The sequence below is a fragment of the Cupriavidus sp. H19C3 genome, assembly GCF_049393815.1.
Classification (GTDB): Bacteria; Pseudomonadota; Gammaproteobacteria; order Burkholderiales; family Burkholderiaceae; genus Cupriavidus.
In genome coordinates this window covers 328,800-353,115 of the sequence record NZ_CP184986.1, presented here as the reverse complement: position 1 = coordinate 353,115, position 24,316 = coordinate 328,800, and the positions used below count along the sequence as shown (strand labels likewise).

Sequence of the window (24,316 nt, the reverse complement as noted above, 5' to 3'; positions counted from 1 at the left end):
CTAAATTTACAAGCGCCTTCAAGGATACGAATTTGCAGGCATCGGCGACACGCGTTGAAGCGGTATGTCATTGATGCGAATGATGCGGATTTTTATCCCGGAAAGGCAGCGTGCGGCGGCGGTATGTCGCACGCGTCCCGGGCCTGAAGACAGTGCAGCGTCTGCCCGCCCGCATCGCCCCGTTCAGCGGCCGCAAGGCCCTTCGACAGGTGGCGTTGCGGCAGGTGTGAATCTTTTTGTCTTCTGAATTAGCCCGGACGAATCCCGACGTTTCCGTTCCGTGCCCTCAGACAAACGACGCTTCGATTTTTGAGGCGCGATTCGATACTTCCTGCCCGCGGTCCTCCGCATGCATGTTCGTTCGATTCGCTCATGTTGCCCCCATAACCATAACAACAGGAAACAACAACCATGGACCGGGAGAAGCCAGCATGCGGCACGTCAGCACCAAGCTATTGCACGTCTTCGTCCTCCTGATGGAGTATCGCGACCTCAATGCGGTCGCAGCCTGCATCCAGGGCCGTGTGCCCACCGTGGCCTATGGCCTGGCGCGATTGCGGGAAATCACCGGCGATGCGCTGTTCGTCAAGCGCAACGGCACGCTTGAACCCACCCCGCACGCGCTACGGCTAGAGCACACCGCGCGGCAGATTCTTGCAAAATGGAATCAGCTGGTGCGACCGCATGATCCTGCCGCACAGCGGCATGGCCAGGGCCGGCGCATCTCGATCGGGTTTTCTTCGTCGATTGGCGATCCGGTGATTACCGAGATCATCACCACGTTATGCGAGCAGTTTCCGCGCGACAGCTTTATCACGCGCCCGGTGATCGCCGATGCCACGCTGGTGAGCCGGCTCGAGTCAGGCGAACTCGACTGTGCGTTCGTCGTCGATGGCACGCAGATTCCCGAGGGCGTGATCCCGCATAGCTTGCTGGCCACGCCGCGGCGGCTGGTGAGCGCATCCCGCGCGGATGGCAATGACGATGCCGAGAGCGACTGGATCCTGCTGCAGGAAGACTGCGAAGCCGGCAGTCCGCTGCGCACCTTCCTTGCCCGCCAGGCGAATACGCCCGGGCATCGTGAAACCGTGGTCCCGTCGTGGCATACGCAGATCACCCTGCTGCATGCGACCGGTGGCGTCTGCCCGGTGCTCGACTTCAACGTGCCGCTGGTCACGCGCGACCGCAAGACGCGCCTGCTGGCACCGCCGGCGAACTTCCCGGGCTGGGCCGCGCTGCATTTCTGGATGCCCGAGCACACGCCGGACCGCGCCGCCATGCGCGACGTGATGGACGTTGGCGCGGCCGTCCTGCGCGATCCCCTCAGAGCCATCGACAACCGCCGCCACGCGCGGTCCGGCAACCAGGCCGAAAGCCCGCGCGTGGCGGCCTGACGCGCGGCGGCGCTCGCTTCGGCGTTCGCCGCCGCCGATTTTCCCCTGCTTCACGCCGTGCGCCCTCCCTGGCTCGCGCGCTGCCTCCCTGATCGCCGCGGACTGCGGCACCGCCTCTTCCTTCCAGCGTGCCCCCACGCGCCCTCATTCTCATTCCCAGCACGTAATGCCAAAAATTGGCATGCATTTTGCGAATCGTCTCACTCCCATGACAAAGACCCAGCAGTATTCTCGCCGGGCACTGCCGTGCTCCGTACTGTCTCCCGTTTAGTGGCGGGCACGCGCATGCGCGCAGTTGTTGCGACGTTGGCGCCGCGCGTCCCCCCCGGTCGTGCGGCGCGCTTTTTTAACGCTCGCGGGCATCGCGCCGGAAGAACGCGTAGAGGAGCCACCCGGATGTCATTGAGGATATTGCTGGCCGATGACCACCCCGTCATCACGGCGGCGATCAGCGCCAGGCTGCAGACGCAGACTGGCTGGGAGGTATGCGGGGAGGTCAACAGCGCCACCGACCTGCAGCATCAGGTCGACCTGCTGGTGCCGGACGTGGTCGTCACCGACTACCACATGCCGGGGCCCGCCGCGCTCGACGGTGCGCGCCTGCTCATGGCGTTGCGACGACGGCATCCCACCGTGGCCATCGTCGTGCTGACCATGATCACCAATCCGCTGGTGCTGCGCGCCATCCTCGACGCGCGCGTGCACGGGTTGCTGCTCAAGGACTGCCCGCTGTCGGAGGTGGTCATCGCCATCGCGCGGGCGCAGCGCGGCTTTACCTATATCGGCAAGTCGGCCTTGCGCGCGCTGGCGCCGACCGACCTGCGCACGATGCTGCCGTACGGCCTGAACGGCATCCAGCGGTTGTCCACGCGCGAAATGGAGGTCCTGCGCCTGTATCTGACGGGACGCACCGTGACCGAGATCGCCAGCACGCTGTGCCGCAGCGTCAAGACCATCAGCCGGCAGAAGAACTGCGCCATGAGCAAGCTCGGCGTCAGCAACGACCGCGAGCTGTTCGAATGCGCGGCGTTGCAGGGTATGGTGTTGCCGCGCGGGCAATGACCGGAGCGCGATGTCATGACGGCATTGCCGGTTCCCCCCTGACCCTGGCCGCCTGCGCAGGCCGCAGCCGCCCTCGTCCTGATTGCCGAATCGCTATAATCAGGCGCCCGCATGGTGGCGCCGCCATGCTCCGTGCTTATCGACATGCCCGCCCACCATCTCAATGCCCCCGGCAGCGCCACTGCCAGCGCCACTGCCAGCGTCCCCGCCAGCGCTCAACACGATGGCTCTGCCGCGGTGCGCGGCGTACCCGCGATGATGATCGCCGCGTCGGCATCCGGCCAGGGCAAGACCACCATTACCGCCGCGCTGGCGCGACTGCATGCCCGGCAAGGCCGCGCCGTGCGCGTTTTCAAGTCCGGCCCCGATTTTCTCGATCCCACCTGGCTGGCCGCGGCCAGCGGTGCACCGGTGCATTCGCTCGACCTGTGGATGACCGGTATCGACGACGCCCGCCTGCGGCTTGCACAGGCGGCGCGCAGCGCGGACGTGATCCTGGTGGAAGGCGTAATGGGCCTGTACGACGGCGACCCCAGCAGCGCCGATATCGCGCGCCGCTTTGGCCTGCCGGTGCTGACGGTGATCCAGGCCGGCGCCATGGCGCAGACGTTTGGCGCGTTGGCCTATGGGCTGGCCAACTATGGCGAGCCCTTTGCATCCATGCGCGTGCTTGCCAACAGCGTGGGCTCGCCGCGCCATGCCGACATGCTGCGAGCGAGTCTGCGTGGCAATATCGAATGGGCCGGAGCACTCGCGCGCGATGCATCGGTGGCGCTGCCCGAGCGTCACCTCGGCCTCTACAGCGCCAATGAACTGCCGGACCTGATGGCGCGCCTGGATCGACTGGCCGATCTGCTCGAACCCTTGCCGGCCGCGCAGTTGCCACCGTCCGTCCGGTTCGAGGACATGTCGCCGCCTCCGCCGTTACCGCAAACGCTGGCCGGCAAGACCATCGCCGTGGCCTGCGACGATGCGTTCCGCTTTATCTATCCGGCCAATGTCGACACGCTGGAAGCGCTGGGCGCGCGCGTGGCATTGTTCTCGCCGCTGCGCGACGCGGACCTGCCGCCGTGCGACGCGGTGTGGCTGCCGGGCGGCTATCCCGAACTCCATGCGGCCGCGCTGGCCGCCAATGCATCGATGAAGGAGGCGTTGCGCCGTGCCCGCGCCAGCGGGTTGCCGATGCTGGCCGAATGTGGCGGCATGATGGCACTGTTCGAGACGCTGGTCGACAAGAACGGCGAGGCGCACCCGATGGCCGGCGTATTGCCCGGCACGGTTCGCATGCAACGCCGCCTGGCCGCACTGGGGCACCAGGCGGTATCGATCCCGTGGCTCGACAACGCCACCGTGCGCGGCCATACCTTCCACTACTCGCAGACGGAGACCACGCTCCTGCCCGCCACGCGCGCGACGTCTCCGCGCGACGGCAAACCCGGCGAGGCCGTCTATCGCGTGGGCGCACTCACCGCGTCATATGTGCACCTCTACTTTCCGTCCAACCCCGCCGCGGTGGCCGCGCTGTTCAGCGCCTAGGCGGGACGAAAGTTGGAGCGGACGTACGCGAGGCGAAAACCCGCGCGACAGAAATTGCGATAAGACGAATATCCGGTTGCCGTCTCGGCGGGCGGATTGCCGGTTTCCGCGCCGAACGCCGTGATGCCCGCCGCGAGACCGTCGGCGATGCGCGCGGCAATCAGCGCCGATTGCGCGCCGCGTCGCCGGTATCCAGGCAGCGTGGTATCGACGCCAAGCCAGCCTCGATCCCCATCCTGGAACAACGCCGCCGCCGCGACCGGGATACTGCCTTCGCAGGCGAGATAGGTGCGCCAGCGCGGACGTTGCACGAGCGCGGCAAACCACGTCGCGCAGTGCGCGGGCAAGCCGTAGCCGGCCTGCACCACGCGCCCGAATGCATCGGCTTGCCCCGCCTCGACCGCGCGCACCGTCATGTCGGTGGCGACCGCTACGGGTGGCGCCGCGCCCCGCGTGAACTTGGCCCAGCCGGTGCCGGTGGGACGCAACTGCCGGTCCGCGAGCCAATCGCGCAGGGCCGGGTCTGCCAGGGTCGCCGGCGGACATTGCACAGCCCATGCCTCGCCGTGTTCGCTGAGCCAGGCCACCGCCGCGTCGAGCGCCGGGACGGGAGTTGTCATGTCCGCGCTGATATTGAGCGCGCGATTGAACTCCGTCGACGGCAGCCCACGGCAGGCGAGCAGCGCGATCGCCCCCTCCCGCCGATGATGCACGCCATGTCGCTGCACGTACGCCGCCGGCGCGGCGGCGTACATATCCAGCCATGCCTCGGCTTCGAGGCGTTCGATACATCGACCTTCAGGGGACGCGGACTCGCTCATGATCGGCTCAACAAACAGAAACCGGAGAACGGTACCGCAGCGCGGACATGTCAGGGGCGCGGCGGGCGCCTGCCTGGCACCGCCGCCGTGCCTTTAGACAAGGAGCGCGGAAATGGGGGCACATCGCGCGGCCCCGGATGGCCCGGGCACCGAGGCGCCCAGGTACCAGGGCGCTGTAGCGTTACAACGCCGTGGCGGTGCGGCGGTGTGGCGGTGTGGCGAGATCGCTGCCGTACGGCGGTGTGGCGGTGTGGCGGTGTGGCGGTGTGGCGCAAGGTCCGGACACTACCCTCTGGCGCCGCGATTCAGGCAGCGTTCTGCTCTGCCTGGGTTCGCGCCACGGCCTCGGCGATGCCGGCCTCGAGTTCGCCGAGCCCCTTCGACAGGTTGTGCATGGTGGTCTCGGACACATTGGCCAGCACGTCTTCAAGAAACGCCGCGCGACGCGGCAGCGCTTCTTCCACCACCTCGCGGCCGAGCGGTGACAGCGTGACGTTGGTCATGCGGTTGTCGCGCTCGCTGGTGGCGCGCTCGACCCAGCCCAGTTCCTGCAAGGCCTTGAGCTGGCGCGTCAGCGCGCCCGGGTCCATGCCGACCCGGTCGGCCAGCGGCTTCTGCGCAATCGCGCCATCGTTGCCGTACAACGCGTACAGGATGCGCCAGCGCGGCATGGGAAGACCGATGCGCGCCTCGAAAGCCGCGGCCCACGCACGGTAAGTGCGTCCGAATTGCTGCAGTACGGCCAGGCTTTGTCGCTCCAGTTCCACTCCATTCTCCAGTCGGCCGTCCGGTCCGGACGGCTTGTCACTCGGTGGCCATCGCCGGCTCTTGCACACGCACGAGCTTGACGGGCGGCACCCGGCGCGCACGCCAGATCCCGATCAGGGCCACCACGGCGGCCATCGCCAGGCCCAGGTGGATCGCACCGACCAGCGAAAGCCGCGCCTGCTCGAGCAGTTGGACACCATTGTGCCCTGCCTCGTGCAGTTGAGTCAGCAATACCCCTTGCGCGGCCTTGTCGATCAGGATCTGCGGGTCCGACATGCGCGCGACCCATTGCGTGGCACCCGCCGAGGTCAGCGCCTGTTCCACGCCGCCCGTATAGCTGCGTGTCACCAGCGTGCCCACCAGCGCAGTACCGATCATGCCACCGACCATACGCAGCGACTGCAACATCGCGGTGGCAATACCGAGATGCGAGCGGCCCGCGGTCTGCTGCGCAAACACCGTCAGGTTCGGCATGATAAAGCCCAGGCCGAGACCGCCAAACAGCATGATCGCCAGCAACAGGTTATGGTGCATGCTGCGTGTAGCCTGTGTCAGGCCCAGGCACGCGATCGCAAGCAGGGCAAAACCCGCGTACAGCATGCTATTCGGCAACGGAATACGGGTGATGATACGGCCGTTCAGGATACTGCCGACCGTAATGCAAACCACCAGCGGCGTGACCAGAATGCCCGCTTCCTTCGGCGAATAACCGAAGCCTCCCTGAAACAGCAGCGGCGCGTACAGCAGGATCGAGAACATCGTAAAGCCCGCCAGCACCGCCAGCAGGAACAACGGGGCCAGGCCCGGATTGCGGAACATGTCAAGCGGGAGGATCGGGTTGGGCGACCGCAGCGACCAGCGCCATAGCGCGACAAAGGTCAAGATCGAGAGCACCAGCAGTCCGATTGTCACCAGGTCCACGCCACGTTCGGGCAACCACTCCACCGACAACTGCAACGTGCCCAGGCCGATGGCGATGAGCAGCGCGCCAATCCAGTCCACGCGTGTGGAGCCGGCATGCTGGTGCTGACGCAGATGGGGCAGGTAGCGCCATACGAACACGAGGCCCAGCAAGCCGACCGGCAGGTTCACATAGAACACGGCGCGCCAGCCATACCACTCGGTGAGAAAACCGCCGAGCGAAGGCCCCACCGCGTTGGCCAGGCCGAACGCGGTACTCAGGATGACCTGCCAGCGCAGGCGCACGTGCGAATCGGGAAACAGATCGGGGATACAGGCGAATGCGGTACCGACGAGCATGCCGCCGCCAATGCCCTGCAACGCGCGTGCTATCACCAGGAACGGCATGCTGGTCGCCATGCCGCACAACGCCGACGCGGCGACGAAGACGATGATCGACGCCAGCACGAATGGCTTGCGCCCATAGTAATCGCCCAACCGACCGAAAATCGGCACGGTGATCACCGACGTCAGCAGATAGGCAGTCGCCACCCAGGCGTAATACTCGAACCCCTGCAGTTCCGCCACCACGGTCGGCAGCGCGGTACCCACCACGGTCTGGTCCAGCGCCACCAGCATGACGACAAACCCGACGCCCAGCATCGCCAGCAGGGATTCGCGGAACGGCAGCACCTGCCCCGCCCGTACGGGTGCAGCGCTCTGCCCTTCGCGTGACTCGGAAGCCATTTTGTTGCCCGATCAATAGTTGTAATGTCAATGATTATAGGACGAAGATCGGGGTTTTGCAGCGGTGATTGCTACGAGACCGCATAGTAACGGACCGAAACAACATGCCCCGGCGAATCGTCGGTGTTTCGATTGTGTGCTTCCTAAACTTGTCCTGCCAGCGCTGGATATATTCACTTGGAAGCCCGGTCTATTGACCGCGTAGGCTTTCTTCGTCCATCTGGAGAATTTGATGAAAAAATCCGTTGTACTACACGTCGTGGAAGGCTCGCAGGCAACCCAGCGCAGTTCCGCGGTAAAGGTACCCAAGGACAGCGTTCGCAAAGACGACGTAACGTGGTCCGCCACGCGCAAGATGCGTCTGCCTCACAAGGTGGGCCTGCCACTGGGCTCCGGCGGCGGTGGCGACAGCGGCTGCGGTTCCTGAAGCGTGTTGTCTTTGTCCAAATCCCTCGTTTCTGGCGAAACGAGGGATTTGTCTTTTTAGTCGACCAGATTCCTGTTGTGGTGTCGTTCCGGACCGCCACCGGGAAATACCGATAGATGGCATTGAGCAACCGTTCCCCCACACTGGCGTCGGTCAGTAGCAATGAAGCCCCGTGGTATTGCCCGGCCTTGGCCGGGCCGACCATCGTCGACAACGAGACGCTTGAGATCAGATTGCCTTCGGGCACGCTTTCAGTGCAGGCACCCCCGGCCTACCTGCAGGCGCTCGTCGCCCTGTGCGACGGCACGCGGCCGACCGCCCAGGTGCTCGCGGAACTCCCGGAGACGATCGATCGCGACAAGTTTGCGGAATTTCTCGCGTTCCTGACCGAATCGGAAGCGATCGTCGACGGCAACCTGCTGACCGCACAGGCGCTGCACTTTGGCCGCCAACTGGCGCCATTCGGGGAATCCGCGCCGCAGGCGGTCATTGATGCCATCTCGCGCCGCTTCGCGGCAGCCGGAGCGCTTGTGCCGTCGGAGGACGACGAGGTGGTGGAGGACGCGCCCTGGATGCGGGCACTGAATGCCCGGATCTCCAGCTACACGTTCGACGAGCGTCGGCCAGTCACCGTGCGCCAATTGAGCGCGTGGCTATGGTCGCTCTGCGGCATTGTCGAGCTGACGCATCCGCGCATTGGCGCCCAGGTGCCGCGCCGGACCGTCGCCTCGGCGGGCGCGCTTTACACGATCGAAGCGTGGCTGGTCTTGCAGCATCAGGTCGGACGCTACGCGCCCGGGCTATATCGCGTGCGTTATCCCGGCCCGCGCCGCGTCGCCCTGGACAAGCTCGGCGATCGCCATGACCTACTGCCGCGCATGTTCGCGCAGCCGTGGCAGACGCGGTATGCCACTGGCGCCCTCATTCTGACCGGCGACGTGCCGCTCGCGGCGACAAAATACCGGAACCGTTCGGTCCAATATCTGTTCTCCGAGGCTGGCGCGGCCTTTCAGAATGCGGGGTTAGCCGCCACGGAGCTAGGCCTCGGCATGGCGCAGCTCGGGTGCTACCACGAGTCGACCATCGAGGCCGCCTTCAACCCCGACGCGAAGACGATTCTGGGCACGGCGGTTTTCGGCACGGCGCCGACGCAGGAACAGCTCGGTCTCGCGCGTGCCTCCCCGGCTTTCGACTTCAGCTGGCCGGCGACCGACGCGCTGCGCTACGCCATGCCCGGACACCTCGCATGCGCGCGGCTGAAGCGCGATACCGCCGGGGACTACGCCTGGGGTGTGGATGCCGATCCGCGACGCGCGACTACCAAAGCCCTTGCCGAAACCATCGAGCGCCTTGGATGGCAATCGCCCGCCACGCTGCAATTGACAACGGCCACTTCGCTGGGCAACGTCTGCGACGTATCCACCCTGACTGGCTACAGCGCCGGCCAGTATGCCGATCCCGAATTCCCGTTCGTACCCTTCGCGCCCACGCGTGAATACTGGTGGGCCAGCGGCGTCGACGTCGCCAGCGGCAATTCAGTGCACGTGCCCGCAGACCTCGTCTACAGCCATGCGGGACTCGTCGCTTCAGGACACGCAAGCAACACGCCGCTGACGTGGTCCACGACGTCCGGATGCGCGGCCGCTACTTCGCTCAGCGTCGGCATCGAGCGTGCCTTGCTGGAACTGGTGGAGCGAGACGCCTTCATGCGTCATTGGCTCGCCCAGCGTGCCGGCACGGTGGTTGCGCCCGGCAGTATTCCCGGCCACCTGCGCGCCCGGGTCCGGCTGATGGAAGATGCCGGCTGCCGCGTTTGCCTTCAGTGGCTGCCGTCGCCTTGGGGCGCGGTGATACTGGCAACTGCAAGTCACGACGAGGCCGGATTCACCACACTCGGCGCCGCGGCCGCCCCGCATCCCGAGGAGGCGCTGGAACGGGCGATCTGCGAGCTGGAATCACGGATCTTCGTCTGGCTCAACGGCCTCGCCACGTTCGAGCCCATCACCCCGGATGCGGTGCGCACGCCGACGCACCATTTCGTGCTTTATACCCAGCGCAACTGGTACCGGCATGCCGAAGCGTTTCTGATGGCCCAGACTGGCGAGCCCGCCAGCTTTAGCGCGCTGGCGTCGCAAATAGCAACGCCATTGACGGCCCTCGCCTCCCGCATGGCCGCGCGGGGCCTTGCGCCCTTCTATGTCGATATCACGCCCTCCCAAAATGCCATCGACCAGGGGCGAACCCCGCTGAGGGTCGTCCGCGCGTTTATCCCCACGCTCGTGCCGCTGAGCTTCGGTTCGCGGCTGGAGCCGCATGGGCTGGTCGATCACATCCATCCCGACGCACGTTTTCCGCATCCTTTTCCCTAAAGCTCCGACGCCATGTTCTATCATCGTCGCCTGTTGAACCACTTCATGCATATCAATGAGTGGCTGGCAAAGAACAACGCCACCGCCGATCTCGATATGCGCACGTTCGAAGTCCGCGTCAGCGCCAATGCGCGACAGATCCGGCTTTATCCGCAATTCCTCTTCGAAACCGAGCAGTCGCTGGCCTATACGCATGCATTGACGCCCAACGTCAACGGCTTTATCGGCTGGCTACCGTATCGCGCACGCCGCTGGCCGATGTCCACCAACAAGCTGCTGTTCAAACGGCATATCGAGCGCGCGGGAAAACGGACGCCGCAGTTCTGGCTGCGCGCCGAGGACGGCCCTACCGATGTCATCATCAAGCCGGCGGTTGGCAGTTTTGGCAGCGGCCAGCGTGGACCCTTCCGTACCATCGACCCGTCCAATCCCGATCACGCGCTGCGCACCGACGGCGAGTTCTACGAACGTTTCCGCACCGGCACGGTTCTGAAAGCCTGGTACTGGAACGAGCGCCCGATCTGTGTGGAACTACGTCCGATGCTCGAGATCACGGGCGACGGCGTCGCCACGATCGAAGCGCTGGTCCCGCAGACGTATCCGCTGGAAGGCAGGGCCGCGCAACGCTTCGCCGAACGCCGCGAGGCGATTACCACCTTGCTGGCATTCCAGGGCCGCGCTTGGTCCGACGTGCTTCCGTCCGGTGAAACGATTCAGATCGATTATCTGTATGGATCAAGCCTGTATCGCGATATCGACGGCAACGCGAATCAGTTGGAAGCCATTCGAGGCACTGCTCTCGAGGATGAGTTGAACAGCTGCGGCCCGATCTTCTACGAGACCATTCCCGAAGAGTTCCGACGCAACACGGCCTACGCGGTCGACGGCATCGTCGGCTCCGCCGGAGATGTCCGCTGGCTCGAAATCAACAGTAACCCAATGTTCCCCGCCGACGGATATGCCGTCGTGCTCGACAGCATCTTCAAGGAATAGGCATGCTGGAAGAACGACTGCCCACACTGGCAGAACTTGGCGTCGACGATCCCGACCGCGTATGCCCGATGCTAGCCGGTCCCGCGCTCATCACCGGCGACCATTTGACCGTCCGGCTTGCCGATGGCGATGTCGACATTGATGCACCGCAGGCGCTGTTGCGCGAAGTGTTCGACCTTTGCGATGGGACCCGTAGCCTCAACGAGCTGCTCTCGACCATCGACGATCAAGTCAGGCAGCAGCGATTGAGTGACTTCATGGGCTTTCTGCTCAACAGCGGCGCGTTGGTCGATGCCAGTTGCTATGCGCTCGGCACCATGCGTTTCGCATGGGGCAACAACCCGTTCGGGCAGGCCGCACTGAATGACATGTCCGTACGCATCGGCGAACGATTCCACGCGTCGGACACGCAGGAACCAGCGCGAGTGCCGGGCGCCGTCACGCGTCATATCCGTCAGCATGCGTTGTCCACACAGTTCGAGAACCGCGAGTCGAGTTATCTATTCGGCGGCAAGCCCGCGAAACAGAGCGATCTGGACAAGATGCTCTGGTCGATGGCCGGCATCGTGTCCGATACGCGCATGCGCGGCACGACCTTGCTGCCGCGCAGGACGATCGCCTCGGCCGGCGCCATGCATCTGGTCGAGATCTACGTTGCCGTTCGCTATCGCACCGGGACTGGCGGACAGGATCTGACACCCGGCATCTATCGCGTGCGTTATCCGGGCGCTTATCAGGTCCGTTACGAAAAGGTCGGCGCCGATATCTCACTACTGCCGCGCGCCGTCGCCAAGCCGTGGAGCCTGGAAAGCGCCGCGGGCATGATCTTCATGCTGGCGAACGCCAGACTGGCTGCGCTGCGCTATCGCAATCGATCGGTGCAATACCTGTACACCGAGGCCGGCATGGCACTGCAGAATGGCGCCTTGACAGCAGCCGATCTCGGGCTGGGGTTCGTGGCGTTTGGCAGCTACTACGAATCTTATGTGCGCGCGCTGTGCGGCGGCACGGATGAACTCGTGCTCGGTTCGGCTATCTTCGGGACGGCGGCATCCCCGCGCCAGAAGCGCGCGCTGAGGAACGTGGCGCCGGTGGAGTTTGCCTGGGCAGATGCACCGTCCGAAGGCTACGTATTACCTTACTACGTCGGACGCGCCCAGCTGAAGAATGGCGTGCCCGACAGCCCCACCTGGGGCCGCGATTTCGATCCCGCGCTGGCCTATCGCAAGACGATTGCGGAAGCCATCGAGCGTCAGGGCTACCGTGAGCCGCGCGGACTTGTCGAAGCCCCTTACGCCGCGCTACCGACGGCGCTGGACCCGCGCAGCGTTGCGCGCTTCAGCGCGGCACAGTATCGGCGCAAGGACTTTCCGCTGACGCCTTTCGATGCGTCCCAGCCCTCGATGTGGGCGAAGGGGGAGCGCGCGACGGATGGCGGCCTGGTGCACATCCTTTCGGACCTTGTCTATTCCGAGAATTCGCTGCGCGTCGCCCTTGGACAGCAGGCGTTCTACTGGCGCAGCAATTCTTCGGGATGCGCGGCGGGCGCGACCATGGCAGACGCCCGTCTGGCTGGCCTGCTCGAGCTGGTCGAGCGCGATGGGTTCATGCGGCACTGGCTGGCGCAGGCGCCTGGCGTAGAACTGATGCTCAACTCGCTTCCGCAATGGCTGGCCCGACGCGTGGCGTCGATCTCCGCGACCGGCTTTACGGTCTCGGTGCAAACCTTGCCGTCCCGATTTGGCCAGGTGGCGTACCTATCCGCCAGTCATGCCGAACGTCGCGTTACGTGCGTCAGTGCGGGAGCAAAACTAACGCTGGAGGGCGCATTGGATTCCGCGCTGGTCGAACTGGAATCGCGCGTGTTTTCGCTACTCAATGGCTATAACGCGGGCAATATGTCCCCGACGGCTGTCATCACTCCCGACGATCATTTCGCACTCTATGCCAATCCGCGTTACTACAAGCGCGCGGACAATCTCGCCAACCCCGTGAAGCGCACGCGCTTCTCAACCGCGGCGCGACACGATGTACACGGTGTACACGGCAGCGACGCGCTGCACGACAGGTTCCTGGATGCGGGCATCATCCCGATCTATGTGGATATCACGCCGGCACAGAGCGGCATTGGCGACGGCGGCGAGAGCTTGGCGGTGGCACGCGCTTTTGCGCCGGGCCTGCTGCCAATTTCCTTTGGCGCCGGGCTGGAACCACGTGGCATGGTCGATGCACCGCATCCGGCGTCCGCCTTCCCTCATCCCTTTGCCTGACCAATAAAAAAGGATCCGACATGAACTTGCCTAATGGCATTACGGTTCACGACGATTGGCTGACCGGACCGCTTCTGGAGAAATTGACGGGTGCGGCAAGCTGGCTACCGATGTACTTCCTCAATCGCGCCAGTCGTTTCGACACACACTCGCTCGATATCCACTGGTACTATCCGGTGGCCGTGACCGAGGAATCGCTGACGGGGCGCGTGGAAGATCAGCTCGACGCCCTCGAGGATCCGCTCGATGTGATTCGTGATGCATGGATGAAGATTGCCGACAAGACTGGCGGTGACCTGGGTGTGTACGAATGCATGGTCAGTGCAAATACGTTCGGCACGGAAGGCAGCCCGCACTACGACATGCTCAACCGTCAGGTTGCGCCCGCCCACCTGACATTCCTCGTCTACTGCAATACGCACTGGGAGAACACCTGGGCGGGCGAGACGCTGTTCTTCGACGAGCACGGCGAGATAAGCGGCGGCGTGATGCCCCGACCAGGCCGGGTAGTGATCATCCGTGGTGATCCCAATCACGTGGGACGCTCGGTTTCGCGCATCTGCCCGTGCGACCGTCGCGTTCTGGTGTTCAAGGCATGGGACGAGGCCATGCTGAAGTCGCTGAGCTAGGCCTCAGAGGAATAAGGTCTTCCGCATGACATTGCGCTGAAGACCCGTGTCTCGTCGATGCGGGCCAATACTTTTTCGGGCCGATGTTACTTACTTGCCCGCGGTCTTGATGGCCGTGCCCGTGTAGCTCAGCGAAAACAACTCTTCCTTGGCTTTCTCGGGCGTTTCGAGTTCGAGCACGACACGTCCCACCATCAGACCCAGCGACGGCGGGCTACGCACGTATTTCGTCTCGCCTGCATCGAGCACGAAGCTCAGCGCCTTTCGAGCAGGTAGGTCAGCACGCTCAGCAATTCGTCGGTAAAGGCCTCGCCAAGACCTGGCGCGGCATCGTCATACCAGTCCTGGGCCGTATCGGCGTCACCGCCGCAGCGGGACGTAGCTTCAGGCGCAACGCCACGGCTTAGCGCTTGCGGCTTTGCAGGCGGGCGCGGAACTCGGCAGCGAACTCGTCAACACGCGCGTACTCGGTCCCTTCGCCGCTGTTGAGCCCTTCCATGATGAGCTCATACAGGCGATGCTCCGCCTCGTTCTGCGGACCAACAGCATCGGCAGCACGCGGCAGCAGGTACTTTTGCGAGGAGGGAGGAGTCAAGCGGCCCATGCCGCATTCTACGAAGGGTGGGGTCAGTCTAGTCATCCTCTTCCTCGTCCAGTGCCAGTGCCTCCCACAGCACTTCATGGGCCTGTGCTGTGGCATCACCCTCCACCGGCTGTGCCCGCCGGGCATTGCCCAGCAGACGCTCGCCCATTTGTTAGCGCCGATGTAAAACTGACCCCCTAGCGCCGAAGTAAAACTGACCCACCTGAGCGAGGATGGCAGCTTTTTCAGGGCTGCCAATGCTGACTCAGGAGCAAGCAGTGGAGATACGAGTATTGGCCCGAAGGGGCGAGAGCGTCAGAGCGATCGCCAAGCAATTGGAGTGCTCTCGCAACACGGTACGCCGGTACCTTCGAGACGACGGGGCACAACGATATGGACCACGTGAGCCCCGTGCCTGTAAGCTCGACGAGTACAAGGGGTACCTGCAGGAGCGGATCGAGCAGGCTCGCCCCCGATGGATTCCGGCAACCGTGCTGCTGCGTGAGATTCGCGAGCGCGGATATACCGGCGGAATCAGCCAGCTCAAGGCATGGGTAGCGCCATTCAAGACGAGCGAGCCCGAACCCTTGGTCCGGTTCGAGACGGCGCCAGGCAAGCAGATGCAGGCCGACTTCACCTATGTCCGCCGTGGCCGTGACGCTCTGCTGGCGTTCGTTGCCACGATGGGCTACAGCCGAGCGAGCTTCGTAAAGTTCGTCGCCGCGTCCGGCGAGGATGCTGGCACGCTCTGCACAGGCTTGCGCGAAGCCTTCGACTACTTCGGTGGCGTGCCCGAGCACGTGTTGTTCGACAACACCAAGGCAGTGGTCATTGAGCGCGATGCATACGGCGAAGGCCTGCACCGATGGAACAGCGACTTGCTAGAGTTGGCCGAAGCCTGCGGCTTCACGCCGAGGCTGTGTCGGCCTTATCGCGCCAAGACCAAGGGCAAGGTGGAGCGCTTCAACGCTTACCTCAAGGGCAGCTTCGTGGTACCACTGGCGGCAACGGTGGAAGCCAGCGGACTTCGTCTGGATGCGAACCTGGCCAATGTGCACGTCCGCCGCTGGCTCGACGAAGTCGCGAACGCCCGCATCCACGCCACCACCAAGGCGGTGCCCGCCGTGATGCTGGAGCAGGAACGAGCGGTCATGCTTGCGGCGCCAGCTCTCAAGGCCGTTCCGCCAGAACGTCAGCGCGTGGCCGTGCCGGTGGAGAGCTTGCAGCACCCGTTGGCGGTGTACGACGCATTGCTGGAGTTGGCCCGATGAGCTTGCAACATGACCGTATCGTCGCGCTGTGCGACCAGCTCAAGTTGGCACGTCTCGCCAGTGACTGGGCAGCGCTGGCGCAGGATGCAGCGCGGCAGGAGAAGAGTTTCGCCGACTTCCTTGAAGCCGTGCTCACCGGCGAAGTGCAGGCACGCGAGGAGCGCAAGCGCACCACGCTGAGTCGGCTGGCAACGATGCCCGCCATCAAGACGCTGGAGCAGTTCGACTGGACGCAGGCCGCGGGAGCACCCAAAGCCCAAATTATGGAGTTGGGCCATCTGACGTTTGTCGAGCGTGCGGAGAACGTCGTGCTCTTAGGCCCCAGTGGCGTGGGCAAGACACACATTGCACTGGCCCTGTGTCAGCGCGCGGTGATGGCGGGACACAAGGCACGGTTCATCTCCGCGGCCGATCTGATGATGCAGTTGGCAGCAGCCAAGGCTCAGGGCCGGCTACGAGAGTACTTCAACCGAGCGGTGCTGGGGCCAAAGCTGTTGGTGATCGACGAGATCGGTTACCTGCCATTCGGGCGTGATGAGGCCAATCTGTTCTTCAACGTAGTGGCAAAGCGCTACGAGCGCGGATCGATGGTCCTGACGAGCAATCTGCCATTCACGCAATGGTCAGGTGCGTTCGCCGACGATCAGACCCTGACCGCTGCCATGCTTGATCGCCTGCTGCATCATGCGCACATCGTTCAGATCATGGGCGAGAGCTTCCGTCTCAAGGACAAGCGCAAGGCGGGTCAAACGACCAGGAGAGCCCCGCTGACTTAATAAACGGGGTCGCACTATGGTGCGGCCAGTGGCCTGGGTGGGTCAGATTTACTTCGGCGATCTCAGCCAAAGTGGGTCAGATTTAGATCGGCGTTGACACCCATTACGAGGGCGGCCGTCTGCGCCTACCCGTAGCTGCGCTTCTCGCTCTCGCCCAGGAGTTGCAGGTCAGCGTCACCGAACTGATCGGCGAAGCCGCCAACCTCCCCCACAAGCCCGGGCCCGTCTCGCGCCTGCAGCAGCAGGTCGAGCAGATCAGCCGATTGCCACGTGCGAAGCAGAAGCTCGCGTCCGATCTGCTCGATACCGTGCTGGCCCAGCACTGTACGCCGCACCTCTCTTTAGCGGCTTATGCAAAGACCCCGCATCGCGGGGTCTGGGGCAGCTATTTTTCTTTTTAAGATAGATTCCACACGCCAGAGCCAATCCGCTCGTAATACGCAGAATCCTTGATTTCATGCGGGTTTCCGGGCCTCGTGTGTTACACAATCGCCCACCGGAAACGCATCGATCAACCGCAAAGCCAAGCCTGGCGCGGGTTTCAGGCTCATCGAACGATGTGCGTATGGTGTGTAGGGAGCTTAGGACCAGGATTTGCGGCGGAATCGGACCGGGCTGAGTGCCTTTGCCAACCCCACCAACGCCGCTAAAGAGCGTATCCCATCCGGTTTACAGGGCCGGCGATGTCCCATGACAGTCCCACAACTGTCCCATTACTGTTACCTTTAAGTTGCCTTTCAGTACCCCTCAGGCCCGGACTGTTCTGCTGATGTTTAGAACAAGTTCTGTTTCTGTTTAGTTTTTGTTCTGTTGCCCCCGCCATGCTGCCACCCAAACCGATTCACCTGCTGTCGGACGACGAGCTGGAAGCCCTCTTCGCCGAGATGTTCAACGACGATGGCGCGGCCGCCCGCGAGCATCTCGCCCGGGGCAACCCCATCTATGTGTCAACGCCGGACACGCCCAAGGGGACCGTCGAGAAGCGCTTCCCGGACGGCACTCGGCAGTTCGTGCGCTTCGACCTCCAGGGCGAGCATGCTGTCAGCGGCATCATGCAGCCCGACGCATAGTCCACAAACGACAGCGCCCGCACAGGGCGGGCGCTAGATTGAGCAAGGTCAGGTCTCCTAGCCCCTTGTAATCGTAACTAACTGAATCGGGCCGTCTCCAATCGAATACTCGACGTGAATCTTAATTTTCCCGAGCCGGAAGCTGTCCCACGCAGGCTTCTTACCAAGTAGAAGGATTTCCCTCTCTTCACCCGATTCCGCTGGAACACCCAAGCATACCCGAGCATCCTTACGATTCATTTCAAACATCAGTTGACCAGGAAGCCGGCTGGCGTAACCCGCAAAGCCCTCATGCTCATTGGAATGCAACTGGACAGCGCCCACTGTCTCATTATCCGGAAGAACAAGCGAGATGCCGAGATCGGGGAAGCTGACGTAACTCTGATCAACAACTGTCTCTCGGAGGGGAATATCTACTCCGGTAAAAACAGGCAACTGTCCTAGATTTTCATATCGAACGCCCAGTAGTGATTCAATGTTTTCCATTTCAGTAAAGTCCGTCTGCCCGATTCATGCGATGTAGCCTCTCAAAGGCTTCATCGATTTGTTGCTGCGTATATCCCTCCTTGAGGAGACGCGGCTCCATCACTGCCTGATCTCGGCGAGCTGCAGCACCTAGATCGGATGCATCTTTAACGATCTGGGCTGGCGTATTCCGACCGCCATAGGTGCGAGATACCTCCTGGTGAGCATCTGTTCCGATAACAAGTGTGTTCGTACGGTTTCGCAACTGAGTCGCCTCTGTGGGCGTCAACGGGCGGCCAAGCTCCCCTTCAACCTTCGTCCTAACTGCGGCAAAGGATGGAATATGGTCTGGGCTGAGACCATCCCCCACGCTACGAGGAGCAAGATCCCCATATTTGCCGACATCTAATGCATTGACAGGACTCCGATTGCCACGCGTTCTAATTCTACTCGCTGCCGCCGCTTGTCCTGGCTGCGGAGCCTTTGGCATCTGGAACCCGCCCACACCACCGGCAATGCCCTCCAGAGCCGCACCCGTCTGCGACGCCGCGTAGATGCGCTCTGGCGATGCACCCGCCAACCGAGCGATACCGGCACCGATGGCGCCGAACGGGCTGCCAACCATATTATTCAGCGTCGCCGCGCCCACGCTCAACTGCGGCTGCATCTGCGCGATGCGCTGCTGCGCGTCCGGCACCGTGTAGTTCGCCAGGTCCCAGGTCCGGCCCAGCTTGGTGCCCAGCGAGTCGTTGGACCGCCAAATCTGTCCGAACTGCGTGCCCCAATCGAAGTTCGACGGCCCATTCAGCGGCTGCCCAAACTGGTCATAGGCCACGCTTTGACCGAAGCAGCCATTCACCGGAAGCGCCTTAGCGCCCACGGTGATTTGCGGCATCTGCCCGTTCTCCTCCCGTGGCCCGACATGCGGGTACGCAGGGTCATATTCAGTCGTTGCCCGCCGCAGAGCTTCCGCATCGGGGCTTGGCATGACATCGCTCATGATGCCACCGCTACTGGCCAGCAGAACTGGCACTGGCGCCTCTTGCGCAACGGTCAGCCCCTCAAACATCCCGCTCGTGGGCGTACTGCTCAGGTAACTCGGCCCATCAGCATTGCCGTACACGCTGCCGAAGCTCATCACGTTGCCCTGAGCCTGGGCAACCCTCTGCTCTTCTGTCAAGCGCAGCCCAAATCTGAGCCACTTCGCGCGCCCGCGCGCAAAGTAAATGTGAACCAGTTGATTAGTTCTTCGTGGCGGGCACGTGGCCGGCCTTGCGTTGCTGTTTCAGCCGATAACTATCTCCTTTGATTTGGACGATGTGCGCGTGATGCAGTATCCGGTCCAACATTGCCGCAGTCAGCGTGGTATTGCCGCCGAAGGTCTGATCCCATTGGGTGAAGGGAAGATTGCTGGTGAGGATCATGGAGCCGCGTTCATATCGCTTGGCGACGATCTGGAAGAAGTGGCTGGCTTGGTCGCCGGACAGGGGTAAGTAGCCGATCTCGTCAACGATTAGCAGGCGTGGGCCGAGGATGTTGTGTCGCAGGACGGCGTCGTATCGCTCCTGACGCCTGGCGGCCTCGAGTTGCAGCATGAGGTCGGCGGCGGTGATGAACTTGGTCTTGATCCCGGCTTGTGTGGCGGCGTATCCGATGGCAATCGCCAGATGAGTCTTGCCGACGCCGGAGGGACCAAGCAACACGGCGTTCTGACTGCGTTCGATGAACCGCAGCGTCGCCAGTTCGTCGATCAACTTCCGAGGCGCTCCCACAGCAAAGCCGTAGTCGTACTCGTCCAGCGTCTTGACCGCTGGGAACCCGGCCATGCGAACCAGCGTCTGGCGTGAGCGGACTTGGCGGGTATCACGCTCATGTTCCAGCACGTGCTCCAGATAGTCCATGAAGCTCCAGTCCTTGTTCACCGCGTCACTGGCCATTGCGCGGTATGCCTGCATCAAGCCCTCGAGCTTGAGCGTCTGGCAATGGGCATCAATTCGCTCCTGTTGCAGGTTCACGCTCGTACCTCAGTCAAAAGTTGCTGATAGACCGACAGGGGGTGTTGCAGCGTGGCGTCCAGCGACGGAGCAGCTTGTGTGACCTTCGTGAGCTGGGAGGGCTGGGAGAATGCTGGCAGCTCACGCAAGAACGCGCGCTCTCGCTGAGTGAACAACTCCGCTGGCGCGTATCCGGTTACCGGATGCACACGCTGGTTCGCCACGTCGCGCAGCCACTTGCCGACTTCGGCGTTAGCTGTATCGACGTCCAGCACCAGGCCCGACTGCTTCAACCAACTGGTCAACGGCACGTAGAAGTTGCCACGCAGGTACCGATGGAAGCGTTCGACTTTGCCTTTGGTTTGGGCACGATACGGACGACAGAGGCGGGGAATGAATCCATAACGCTTGGCAAGGTCCAGGAGGCCGGGATGCCAGCGGTGATGGCCCTCTGCGTAAGCATCGCGCGACGCGACGATAGTCTTGGCGTTGTCGTACAGGATCTCCCGCGGAACCCCGCCCAACGTCTCGAACAGTGCGTGATGGCAGGTCATCAGCGTTTCCGCCCGCTCGTTCGTGGTGAATCTGGCCCAGCGCCAGCGACTGAACCCCAGAGTCGCGGTAAAAGCGTAAAGCGGGTCAGCGCCACGGCGAAAGACGACGAAGTCGCATTGCATCTGATGACCCGGCGCGGTCTCGAACCGCACGATCGGATCAGCCGCTTGCAAAGGCTTATGCGCGTGCATGAAGGCTTGGAGACTGCGCAGCTGTCCCTGATAGCCTCGCGCTCTTAGCTCGCGCAATAGCGCGGGCGCCGCGATCCAATCCGGAAAGGCAGCTTGCATGCGCTCGCGGATGTAATCGTGAAACGGGTCGAGCTTGGTCGGGCGAGCCTCACGCTGCTTGTAACGGGGGACATCGTCCGCAGCCAAGTAGCGAGTTACGGTATTACGAGAGACGCCCAGCCGTCGCGCGATCTCGCGCAGCGACAGCCCTTGGGCCTTGAGCACATGGATCTGCATCCACTGTTCCTTCAAAAGCATCGTCGGCCTTCGCGCGGAAAAGGCAGACTGTACGGAAAAGTGGTTCAGATTTACCTTGCGCGAAGTGGCCCAGTTTTACTCTGCGCGCAACACTTCGGCGTTCATGCCACCGGTCGAGTTTTGGCTCGCGAGGCTCTGACCCAGCGCATTGCCAAACGCATCAGGTCCGAGTCGAAGTCGGACGCATATCGCCCGCCACGCCTTATGGGGCGCGGGTTTCCAGCGCGACGTACGATACCGAGTGGAGGTCTTTTGGGTCGAAGGCCCCGAAGTGCGTTTTTGGAGTCGCAAGGGGAGTGAGTACAGCGATGGTGGCTGACCTGCTCCCCGTGTTTAGTACCGTGACGATGTAGAGTCCGTTCCCAGGAGGAACGGTCATGAAGAAGCGATTCACAGAAGAACAGATTATCGGCGTACTGAAGGAAGCCGAAGCGGGCCTGAGGCCCGCGGAGCTTTGCCGCAAACACGGCATTTCGGAGGCCACCTACTACAATTGGAAGGCAAAATTCGGCGGTATGACTGTCTCCGACGCGCAGCGTCTGAAGGAGCTGGAGCAGGAGAACAACAAGCTCAAACGCCTGCTGGCCGATTCGATGCTCGACAACGCGGCGCTGAAGGATTTGCTGTCGCGAAAATAGTCAGCCCGCAGGCCAGGCGCGAAGCGGTCCGGATGTTGGTGATCGAACGCGCTATGGGTGTCACCCGCGCCTGCGGGCTGGTAGGGATTTCGCGTTCGCTGTTTCACTATGAATCGCGTCGCCGAATCGACGATGAGGTGCTGACCGAGCGGATGACGGCTATTGCCGCGCAGAAGCGCCGGTATGGCTATCGCCGGATTCACGTCCTGTTGAAGCGGGAAGGCTGCCTGGCCAATCACAAGCGCATCTGGCGCCTGTATAGCAAGGCTGGACTGAGCGTGCGCAGGCGTCGCCGCAAGCGTATTGCTGCCGTCGAACGCACGCGATTGCCGATCACAACCGGCCCGAATCAGAGCTGGTCGATGGACTTCGTCTTGGATGGACTGGCGCATGGTCGGCGATTCCGTTGCCTGAACGTGGTGGATGATTACACGCGCGAGTGCTTGGCGATCGAGGTGGACACCTCATTGCCGGGCATGAGAGTAATGCAGGTTCTCGAGCGGTTGAAGGAGGCGCGCGCGGCTTGCCGGCGTCCATCACGGTGGACAACGGTCCGGAGTTCGCTGGTAAGGTGCTGGATGCGTGGGCCTACGAGGCAGGCGTTACGCTCTCGTTCATTCGACCGGGCAAGCCTGTGGAGAATGCTTATATCGAGAGCTTCAACGATCGGTTCCGCGACGAATGCCTGAACGAACACGGACGTGTCAGGAATTTCGTGTGCTGAGGTCGGTTAAAAGATCTCAGCTGATGGCGGCGGTGAATCGCTCGCCGAACAGAATGGCGAACTGATTGACTGCTTGCCGCCAGGTGATAGGCGGCATCTTCCAATCCTTTTCGATGTTGCGCAAGGCCAGAAACAGCAGTTTGCTGGCGGCTTCGTCGCTCGGGAAGTGGCCGCGGTTCTTGACGATCTTGCGCAACTGCATGTGCATGCTCTCGATGGCGTTCGTCGTATATACGATTCGACGCACCTCGGGCGGATAGGCGAAGAAGGGGATCACCTGTTCCCATTGGCGCTGCCACATGGCCGCGACGGTAGGGAATTTGCGCCCCCACTCGCTCTGCGCAAAGGCGTCGAGCGCCGCTGCCGCCGCCTCGGCCGTGGCGGCCTGATAGATCGGCTTGATCGCGGCAGCCAGCGACTTGCGGTCCTTCCAGCTCGCCAGATTCAGCGAATTGCGGATCAGATGCACGATGCAGGTCTGGATTTGGGCGGCCGGATAGACCGCCTCGATCGCTTCGGGGAAGCCGCGCAAACCATCGACCACCGCGATCAGGATGTCGTGCAAGCCGCGGTTCTTCAACTCGTTGAAGACCTTCAGCCAGAACTTGGCGCCTTCCGTTTGCTCGATCCACAAACCCAGCACTTCCTTGCGGCCGTCGGCGCGGATGCCCAACGCCAGATAGACCGCCTTGTTCTTGACCGTGCCTTCGTCGCGGATCTTCAGCCGCAGCGCGTCAAAGTACACGATCGGATACATGGCCTCGAGCGGGCGTTGCTGCCATTGCTCGACGTCGGCCAGCACCTCGTCGGTGACCGTGGAAATCAGATCGGGCGACACCTGCAGCCCGTACAGTTCCAGCAGATGGCCCTGAATCTCGCGCACGCTCATGCCGCGCGCATACATGCTGATGACGTGGTCGTCGAAGCCCGGCAGCCGGCGTTGATACTTGCCGACCAACTGCGGCTCGAACGTCGCCTGCCGATCGCGTGGAATATCCAGCGTCAGTTCGCCGTTGGGCGTGAGGACCGTCTTGCGGCTTGTGCCGTTGCGGTGGTTGCCCGCCTTGCCTTGCTCGGCCTCGGTTTCCAGATGGTGGCTCAACTCGGCCGCGAGCATGCGCTCGGCCAGTTGCTTCTTGAGCTGGCCGGCCAAGCCCGATTCGCCCAGGATCGACTCGGCATCCTTGCTCTGCACCTGGGCAAGCAGTTGATCGATCAGCTCATCGGGGAACAGCTTCGGCGCCTTCGGGTTCTTGCTCTTCTTGGTCACGGTTGCATCGGTCATAGGACGTTATTTCCGTTATCGTCTCATGGCCTCGGCACACTAAAAATCTGACAGGCCCACGAACACTGGTTTGTTTCGATGCGTCACGCCAACACGCTGATTGAAGATTGGCGCAATGAGTACAACACCGAGCGGCCTCATAGCTCGCTCGGCTACCTAACCCCTGCGCAATTCGCTCAGGGGAAGGCAGCGTTTTTAACCCCGGACTCTAATCGCATGCCGTACTAAAACCGGGGGCGGGTCATGGCCCCTTATGCATCATGCCTAAGGGGCCACCATCGCGCCCCGGATCAGGATCACCAGGCGAGTAGCCCTACCCCTTGACGTTTGAAGAATATGGGTCAATGCCTGCCACAGCCAATCTTCTTTGTAATTCAAACAGAACTTTAGTCGCCTCAGCGGACCCAGACATTATCCGCCTAGCTTCTTTTTCAGATATCTCATCCTCGCGCATCGCGACCTGATGGGCGCCGGCATCGTACTTGACATAGTACTTGGCCCCATCCTTGGAGACCATCAAACCATCCCCATCAAAAATAATCTCGCTCATC

25 protein-coding genes and 2 pseudogenes are annotated in these 24,316 nt (G+C 62.7%); 16 read left to right on the top strand and 11 right to left on the bottom strand.

The window, feature by feature from the left end:
* The first annotated feature begins 431 nt into the window (after positions 1-431).
* From DFLDMN_RS21115 to DFLDMN_RS21105, 3 genes are all read left to right on the top strand, one after another.
* A complete protein-coding gene (locus DFLDMN_RS21115) occupies positions 432-1,394 on the top strand; it encodes a LysR substrate-binding domain-containing protein (protein ID WP_423199821.1) in 963 nt (320 codons plus the stop codon).
* Between the two features lie 396 nt (positions 1,395-1,790).
* Entirely contained in the window at positions 1,791-2,456 is a 666-nt protein-coding gene (locus DFLDMN_RS21110) for a response regulator (RefSeq protein ID WP_423199820.1), read from the top strand.
* A gap of 255 nt (positions 2,457-2,711) precedes the next feature.
* Entirely contained in the window at positions 2,712-3,992 is a 1,281-nt protein-coding gene (locus DFLDMN_RS21105) for a cobyrinate a,c-diamide synthase (protein ID WP_423200526.1), read from the top strand.
* Here DFLDMN_RS21105 and DFLDMN_RS21100 read toward each other — a convergent pair.
* The 3 genes from DFLDMN_RS21100 to DFLDMN_RS21090 all read right to left on the bottom strand — a co-directional run bounded on the left by DFLDMN_RS21100 (position 3,989) and on the right by DFLDMN_RS21090 (position 7,228).
* On the bottom strand, positions 3,989-4,813 hold the full coding sequence (locus DFLDMN_RS21100) for a hypothetical protein (RefSeq protein ID WP_423199819.1): 825 nt from the start codon (positions 4,811-4,813) through the stop codon (positions 3,989-3,991). The two genes, DFLDMN_RS21105 and DFLDMN_RS21100, sit on opposite strands and share 4 nt — an antisense overlap.
* Positions 4,814-5,118: 305 nt before the next feature.
* Entirely contained in the window at positions 5,119-5,580 is a 462-nt protein-coding gene (locus DFLDMN_RS21095; protein WP_423199818.1) for a MarR family winged helix-turn-helix transcriptional regulator, read from the bottom strand.
* A gap of 37 nt (positions 5,581-5,617) precedes the next feature.
* A complete protein-coding gene (locus DFLDMN_RS21090; protein WP_423199817.1) occupies positions 5,618-7,228 on the bottom strand; it encodes an MFS transporter in 1,611 nt (536 codons plus the stop codon).
* Positions 7,229-7,460: 232 nt separating this feature from the next.
* Between DFLDMN_RS21090 and DFLDMN_RS21085 the strand changes: the two genes are divergently transcribed.
* The 5 genes from DFLDMN_RS21085 to DFLDMN_RS21065 all read left to right on the top strand — a co-directional run bounded on the left by DFLDMN_RS21085 (position 7,461) and on the right by DFLDMN_RS21065 (position 13,916).
* The gene (locus DFLDMN_RS21085; protein ID WP_423199816.1) at positions 7,461-7,655 is read left to right on the top strand and encodes a hypothetical protein; all 195 of its coding nucleotides are present in this window, start codon (positions 7,461-7,463) and stop codon (positions 7,653-7,655) included.
* 116 nt (positions 7,656-7,771) lie between these two features.
* Positions 7,772-10,024, top strand: a complete 2,253-nt coding sequence (locus tag DFLDMN_RS21080) for a YcaO-like family protein (RefSeq protein WP_423199815.1) — start codon at positions 7,772-7,774, stop codon at positions 10,022-10,024.
* 96 nt (positions 10,025-10,120) lie between these two features.
* Positions 10,121-11,017: a hypothetical protein gene (locus DFLDMN_RS21075; protein ID WP_423199814.1), complete on the top strand. Its 897-nt coding sequence runs from the start codon at positions 10,121-10,123 to the stop codon at positions 11,015-11,017.
* A gap of 2 nt (positions 11,018-11,019) precedes the next feature.
* Complete coding sequence (locus DFLDMN_RS21070) at positions 11,020-13,287, top strand: YcaO-like family protein (protein WP_423199813.1); 2,268 nt, start codon at positions 11,020-11,022, stop codon at positions 13,285-13,287.
* Between the two features lie 20 nt (positions 13,288-13,307).
* Positions 13,308-13,916: a 2OG-Fe(II) oxygenase gene (locus DFLDMN_RS21065; RefSeq protein WP_423199812.1), complete on the top strand. Its 609-nt coding sequence runs from the start codon at positions 13,308-13,310 to the stop codon at positions 13,914-13,916.
* Between the two features lie 90 nt (positions 13,917-14,006).
* On the opposite strand, the gene DFLDMN_RS21060 is transcribed toward DFLDMN_RS21065, so the two are convergent.
* Both DFLDMN_RS21060 and DFLDMN_RS21055 read right to left on the bottom strand, forming a co-directional pair.
* Complete coding sequence (locus DFLDMN_RS21060; RefSeq protein ID WP_423199811.1) at positions 14,007-14,138, bottom strand: hypothetical protein; 132 nt, start codon at positions 14,136-14,138, stop codon at positions 14,007-14,009.
* Between the two features lie 181 nt (positions 14,139-14,319).
* On the bottom strand, positions 14,320-14,556 hold the full coding sequence (locus DFLDMN_RS21055) for a hypothetical protein (protein WP_423199810.1): 237 nt from the start codon (positions 14,554-14,556) through the stop codon (positions 14,320-14,322).
* Positions 14,557-14,756: 200 nt separating this feature from the next.
* Here DFLDMN_RS21055 and istA (DFLDMN_RS21050) point away from each other — a divergent pair, with 200 nt between their 5' ends.
* The 4 genes from istA (DFLDMN_RS21050) to DFLDMN_RS21035 all read left to right on the top strand — a co-directional run bounded on the left by istA (DFLDMN_RS21050) (position 14,757) and on the right by DFLDMN_RS21035 (position 17,616).
* Complete coding sequence (gene istA, locus DFLDMN_RS21050; RefSeq protein ID WP_423198292.1) at positions 14,757-15,770, top strand: IS21 family transposase; 1,014 nt, start codon at positions 14,757-14,759, stop codon at positions 15,768-15,770.
* Positions 15,767-16,546, top strand: coding sequence for an IS21-like element helper ATPase IstB (istB, locus tag DFLDMN_RS21045; protein ID WP_423196338.1), 780 nt, complete (start codon positions 15,767-15,769; stop codon positions 16,544-16,546). Before istA (DFLDMN_RS21050) ends, istB (DFLDMN_RS21045) begins: the two co-directional genes overlap by 4 nt.
* Positions 16,547-16,707: 161 nt before the next feature.
* On the top strand, positions 16,708-16,947 hold the full coding sequence (locus DFLDMN_RS21040; protein ID WP_423199809.1) for a hypothetical protein: 240 nt from the start codon (positions 16,708-16,710) through the stop codon (positions 16,945-16,947).
* A gap of 420 nt (positions 16,948-17,367) precedes the next feature.
* Entirely contained in the window at positions 17,368-17,616 is a 249-nt protein-coding gene (locus DFLDMN_RS21035) for a hypothetical protein (protein WP_423199808.1), read from the top strand.
* A gap of 57 nt (positions 17,617-17,673) precedes the next feature.
* Here the strand turns inward: DFLDMN_RS21035 and DFLDMN_RS21030 are convergent, their stop codons facing one another.
* The 4 genes from DFLDMN_RS21030 to istA (DFLDMN_RS21015) all read right to left on the bottom strand — a co-directional run bounded on the left by DFLDMN_RS21030 (position 17,674) and on the right by istA (DFLDMN_RS21015) (position 21,118).
* On the bottom strand, positions 17,674-18,102 hold the full coding sequence (locus tag DFLDMN_RS21030) for a hypothetical protein (protein ID WP_423199807.1): 429 nt from the start codon (positions 18,100-18,102) through the stop codon (positions 17,674-17,676).
* Between the two features lies 1 nt (position 18,103).
* A complete protein-coding gene (locus DFLDMN_RS21025) occupies positions 18,104-19,219 on the bottom strand; it encodes a hypothetical protein (protein WP_423199806.1) in 1,116 nt (371 codons plus the stop codon).
* Positions 19,220-19,322: 103 nt separating this feature from the next.
* On the bottom strand, positions 19,323-20,096 hold the full coding sequence (gene istB / locus DFLDMN_RS21020) for an IS21-like element ISOcsp1 family helper ATPase IstB (protein WP_144817098.1): 774 nt from the start codon (positions 20,094-20,096) through the stop codon (positions 19,323-19,325).
* Entirely contained in the window at positions 20,093-21,118 is a 1,026-nt protein-coding gene (istA, locus tag DFLDMN_RS21015; protein WP_423195247.1) for an IS21-like element ISOcsp1 family transposase, read from the bottom strand. The genes istB (DFLDMN_RS21020) and istA (DFLDMN_RS21015) overlap by 4 nt, the downstream gene beginning before the upstream one ends.
* A gap of 377 nt (positions 21,119-21,495) precedes the next feature.
* Between istA (DFLDMN_RS21015) and DFLDMN_RS21010 the strand changes: the two genes are divergently transcribed.
* The 3 genes and pseudogenes from DFLDMN_RS21010 to DFLDMN_RS21000 all read left to right on the top strand — a co-directional run bounded on the left by DFLDMN_RS21010 (position 21,496) and on the right by DFLDMN_RS21000 (position 22,480).
* Positions 21,496-21,756, top strand: coding sequence for a transposase (locus DFLDMN_RS21010; protein WP_423199805.1), 261 nt, complete (start codon positions 21,496-21,498; stop codon positions 21,754-21,756).
* Between the two features lie 32 nt (positions 21,757-21,788).
* Positions 21,789-22,274: pseudogene (locus tag DFLDMN_RS21005) on the top strand (IS3 family transposase); the annotation flags it as partial.
* Positions 22,196-22,480 carry an integrase core domain-containing protein gene (locus DFLDMN_RS21000; protein ID WP_423200525.1) on the top strand — a complete coding sequence of 95 codons (285 nt, stop codon included), beginning with the start codon at positions 22,196-22,198 and terminating at the stop codon, positions 22,478-22,480. The pseudogene DFLDMN_RS21005 and the gene DFLDMN_RS21000, both read left to right, overlap by 79 nt.
* A gap of 16 nt (positions 22,481-22,496) precedes the next feature.
* Here DFLDMN_RS21000 and DFLDMN_RS20995 read toward each other — a convergent pair whose 3' ends face one another.
* The gene (locus tag DFLDMN_RS20995; RefSeq protein ID WP_025647994.1) at positions 22,497-23,765 is read right to left on the bottom strand and encodes an IS256 family transposase; all 1,269 of its coding nucleotides are present in this window, start codon (positions 23,763-23,765) and stop codon (positions 22,497-22,499) included.
* A gap of 57 nt (positions 23,766-23,822) precedes the next feature.
* On the opposite strand from DFLDMN_RS20995, the pseudogene DFLDMN_RS20990 reads away from it, so the two are divergent.
* Positions 23,823-23,993: pseudogene (locus DFLDMN_RS20990) on the top strand (integrase core domain-containing protein); the annotation flags it as partial.
* An 85-nt stretch (positions 23,994-24,078) separates the two neighbouring features.
* Here DFLDMN_RS20990 and DFLDMN_RS20985 read toward each other — a convergent pair.
* Entirely contained in the window at positions 24,079-24,315 is a 237-nt protein-coding gene (locus tag DFLDMN_RS20985; protein WP_423199804.1) for a hypothetical protein, read from the bottom strand.
* Position 24,316 lies beyond the last annotated feature (1 nt).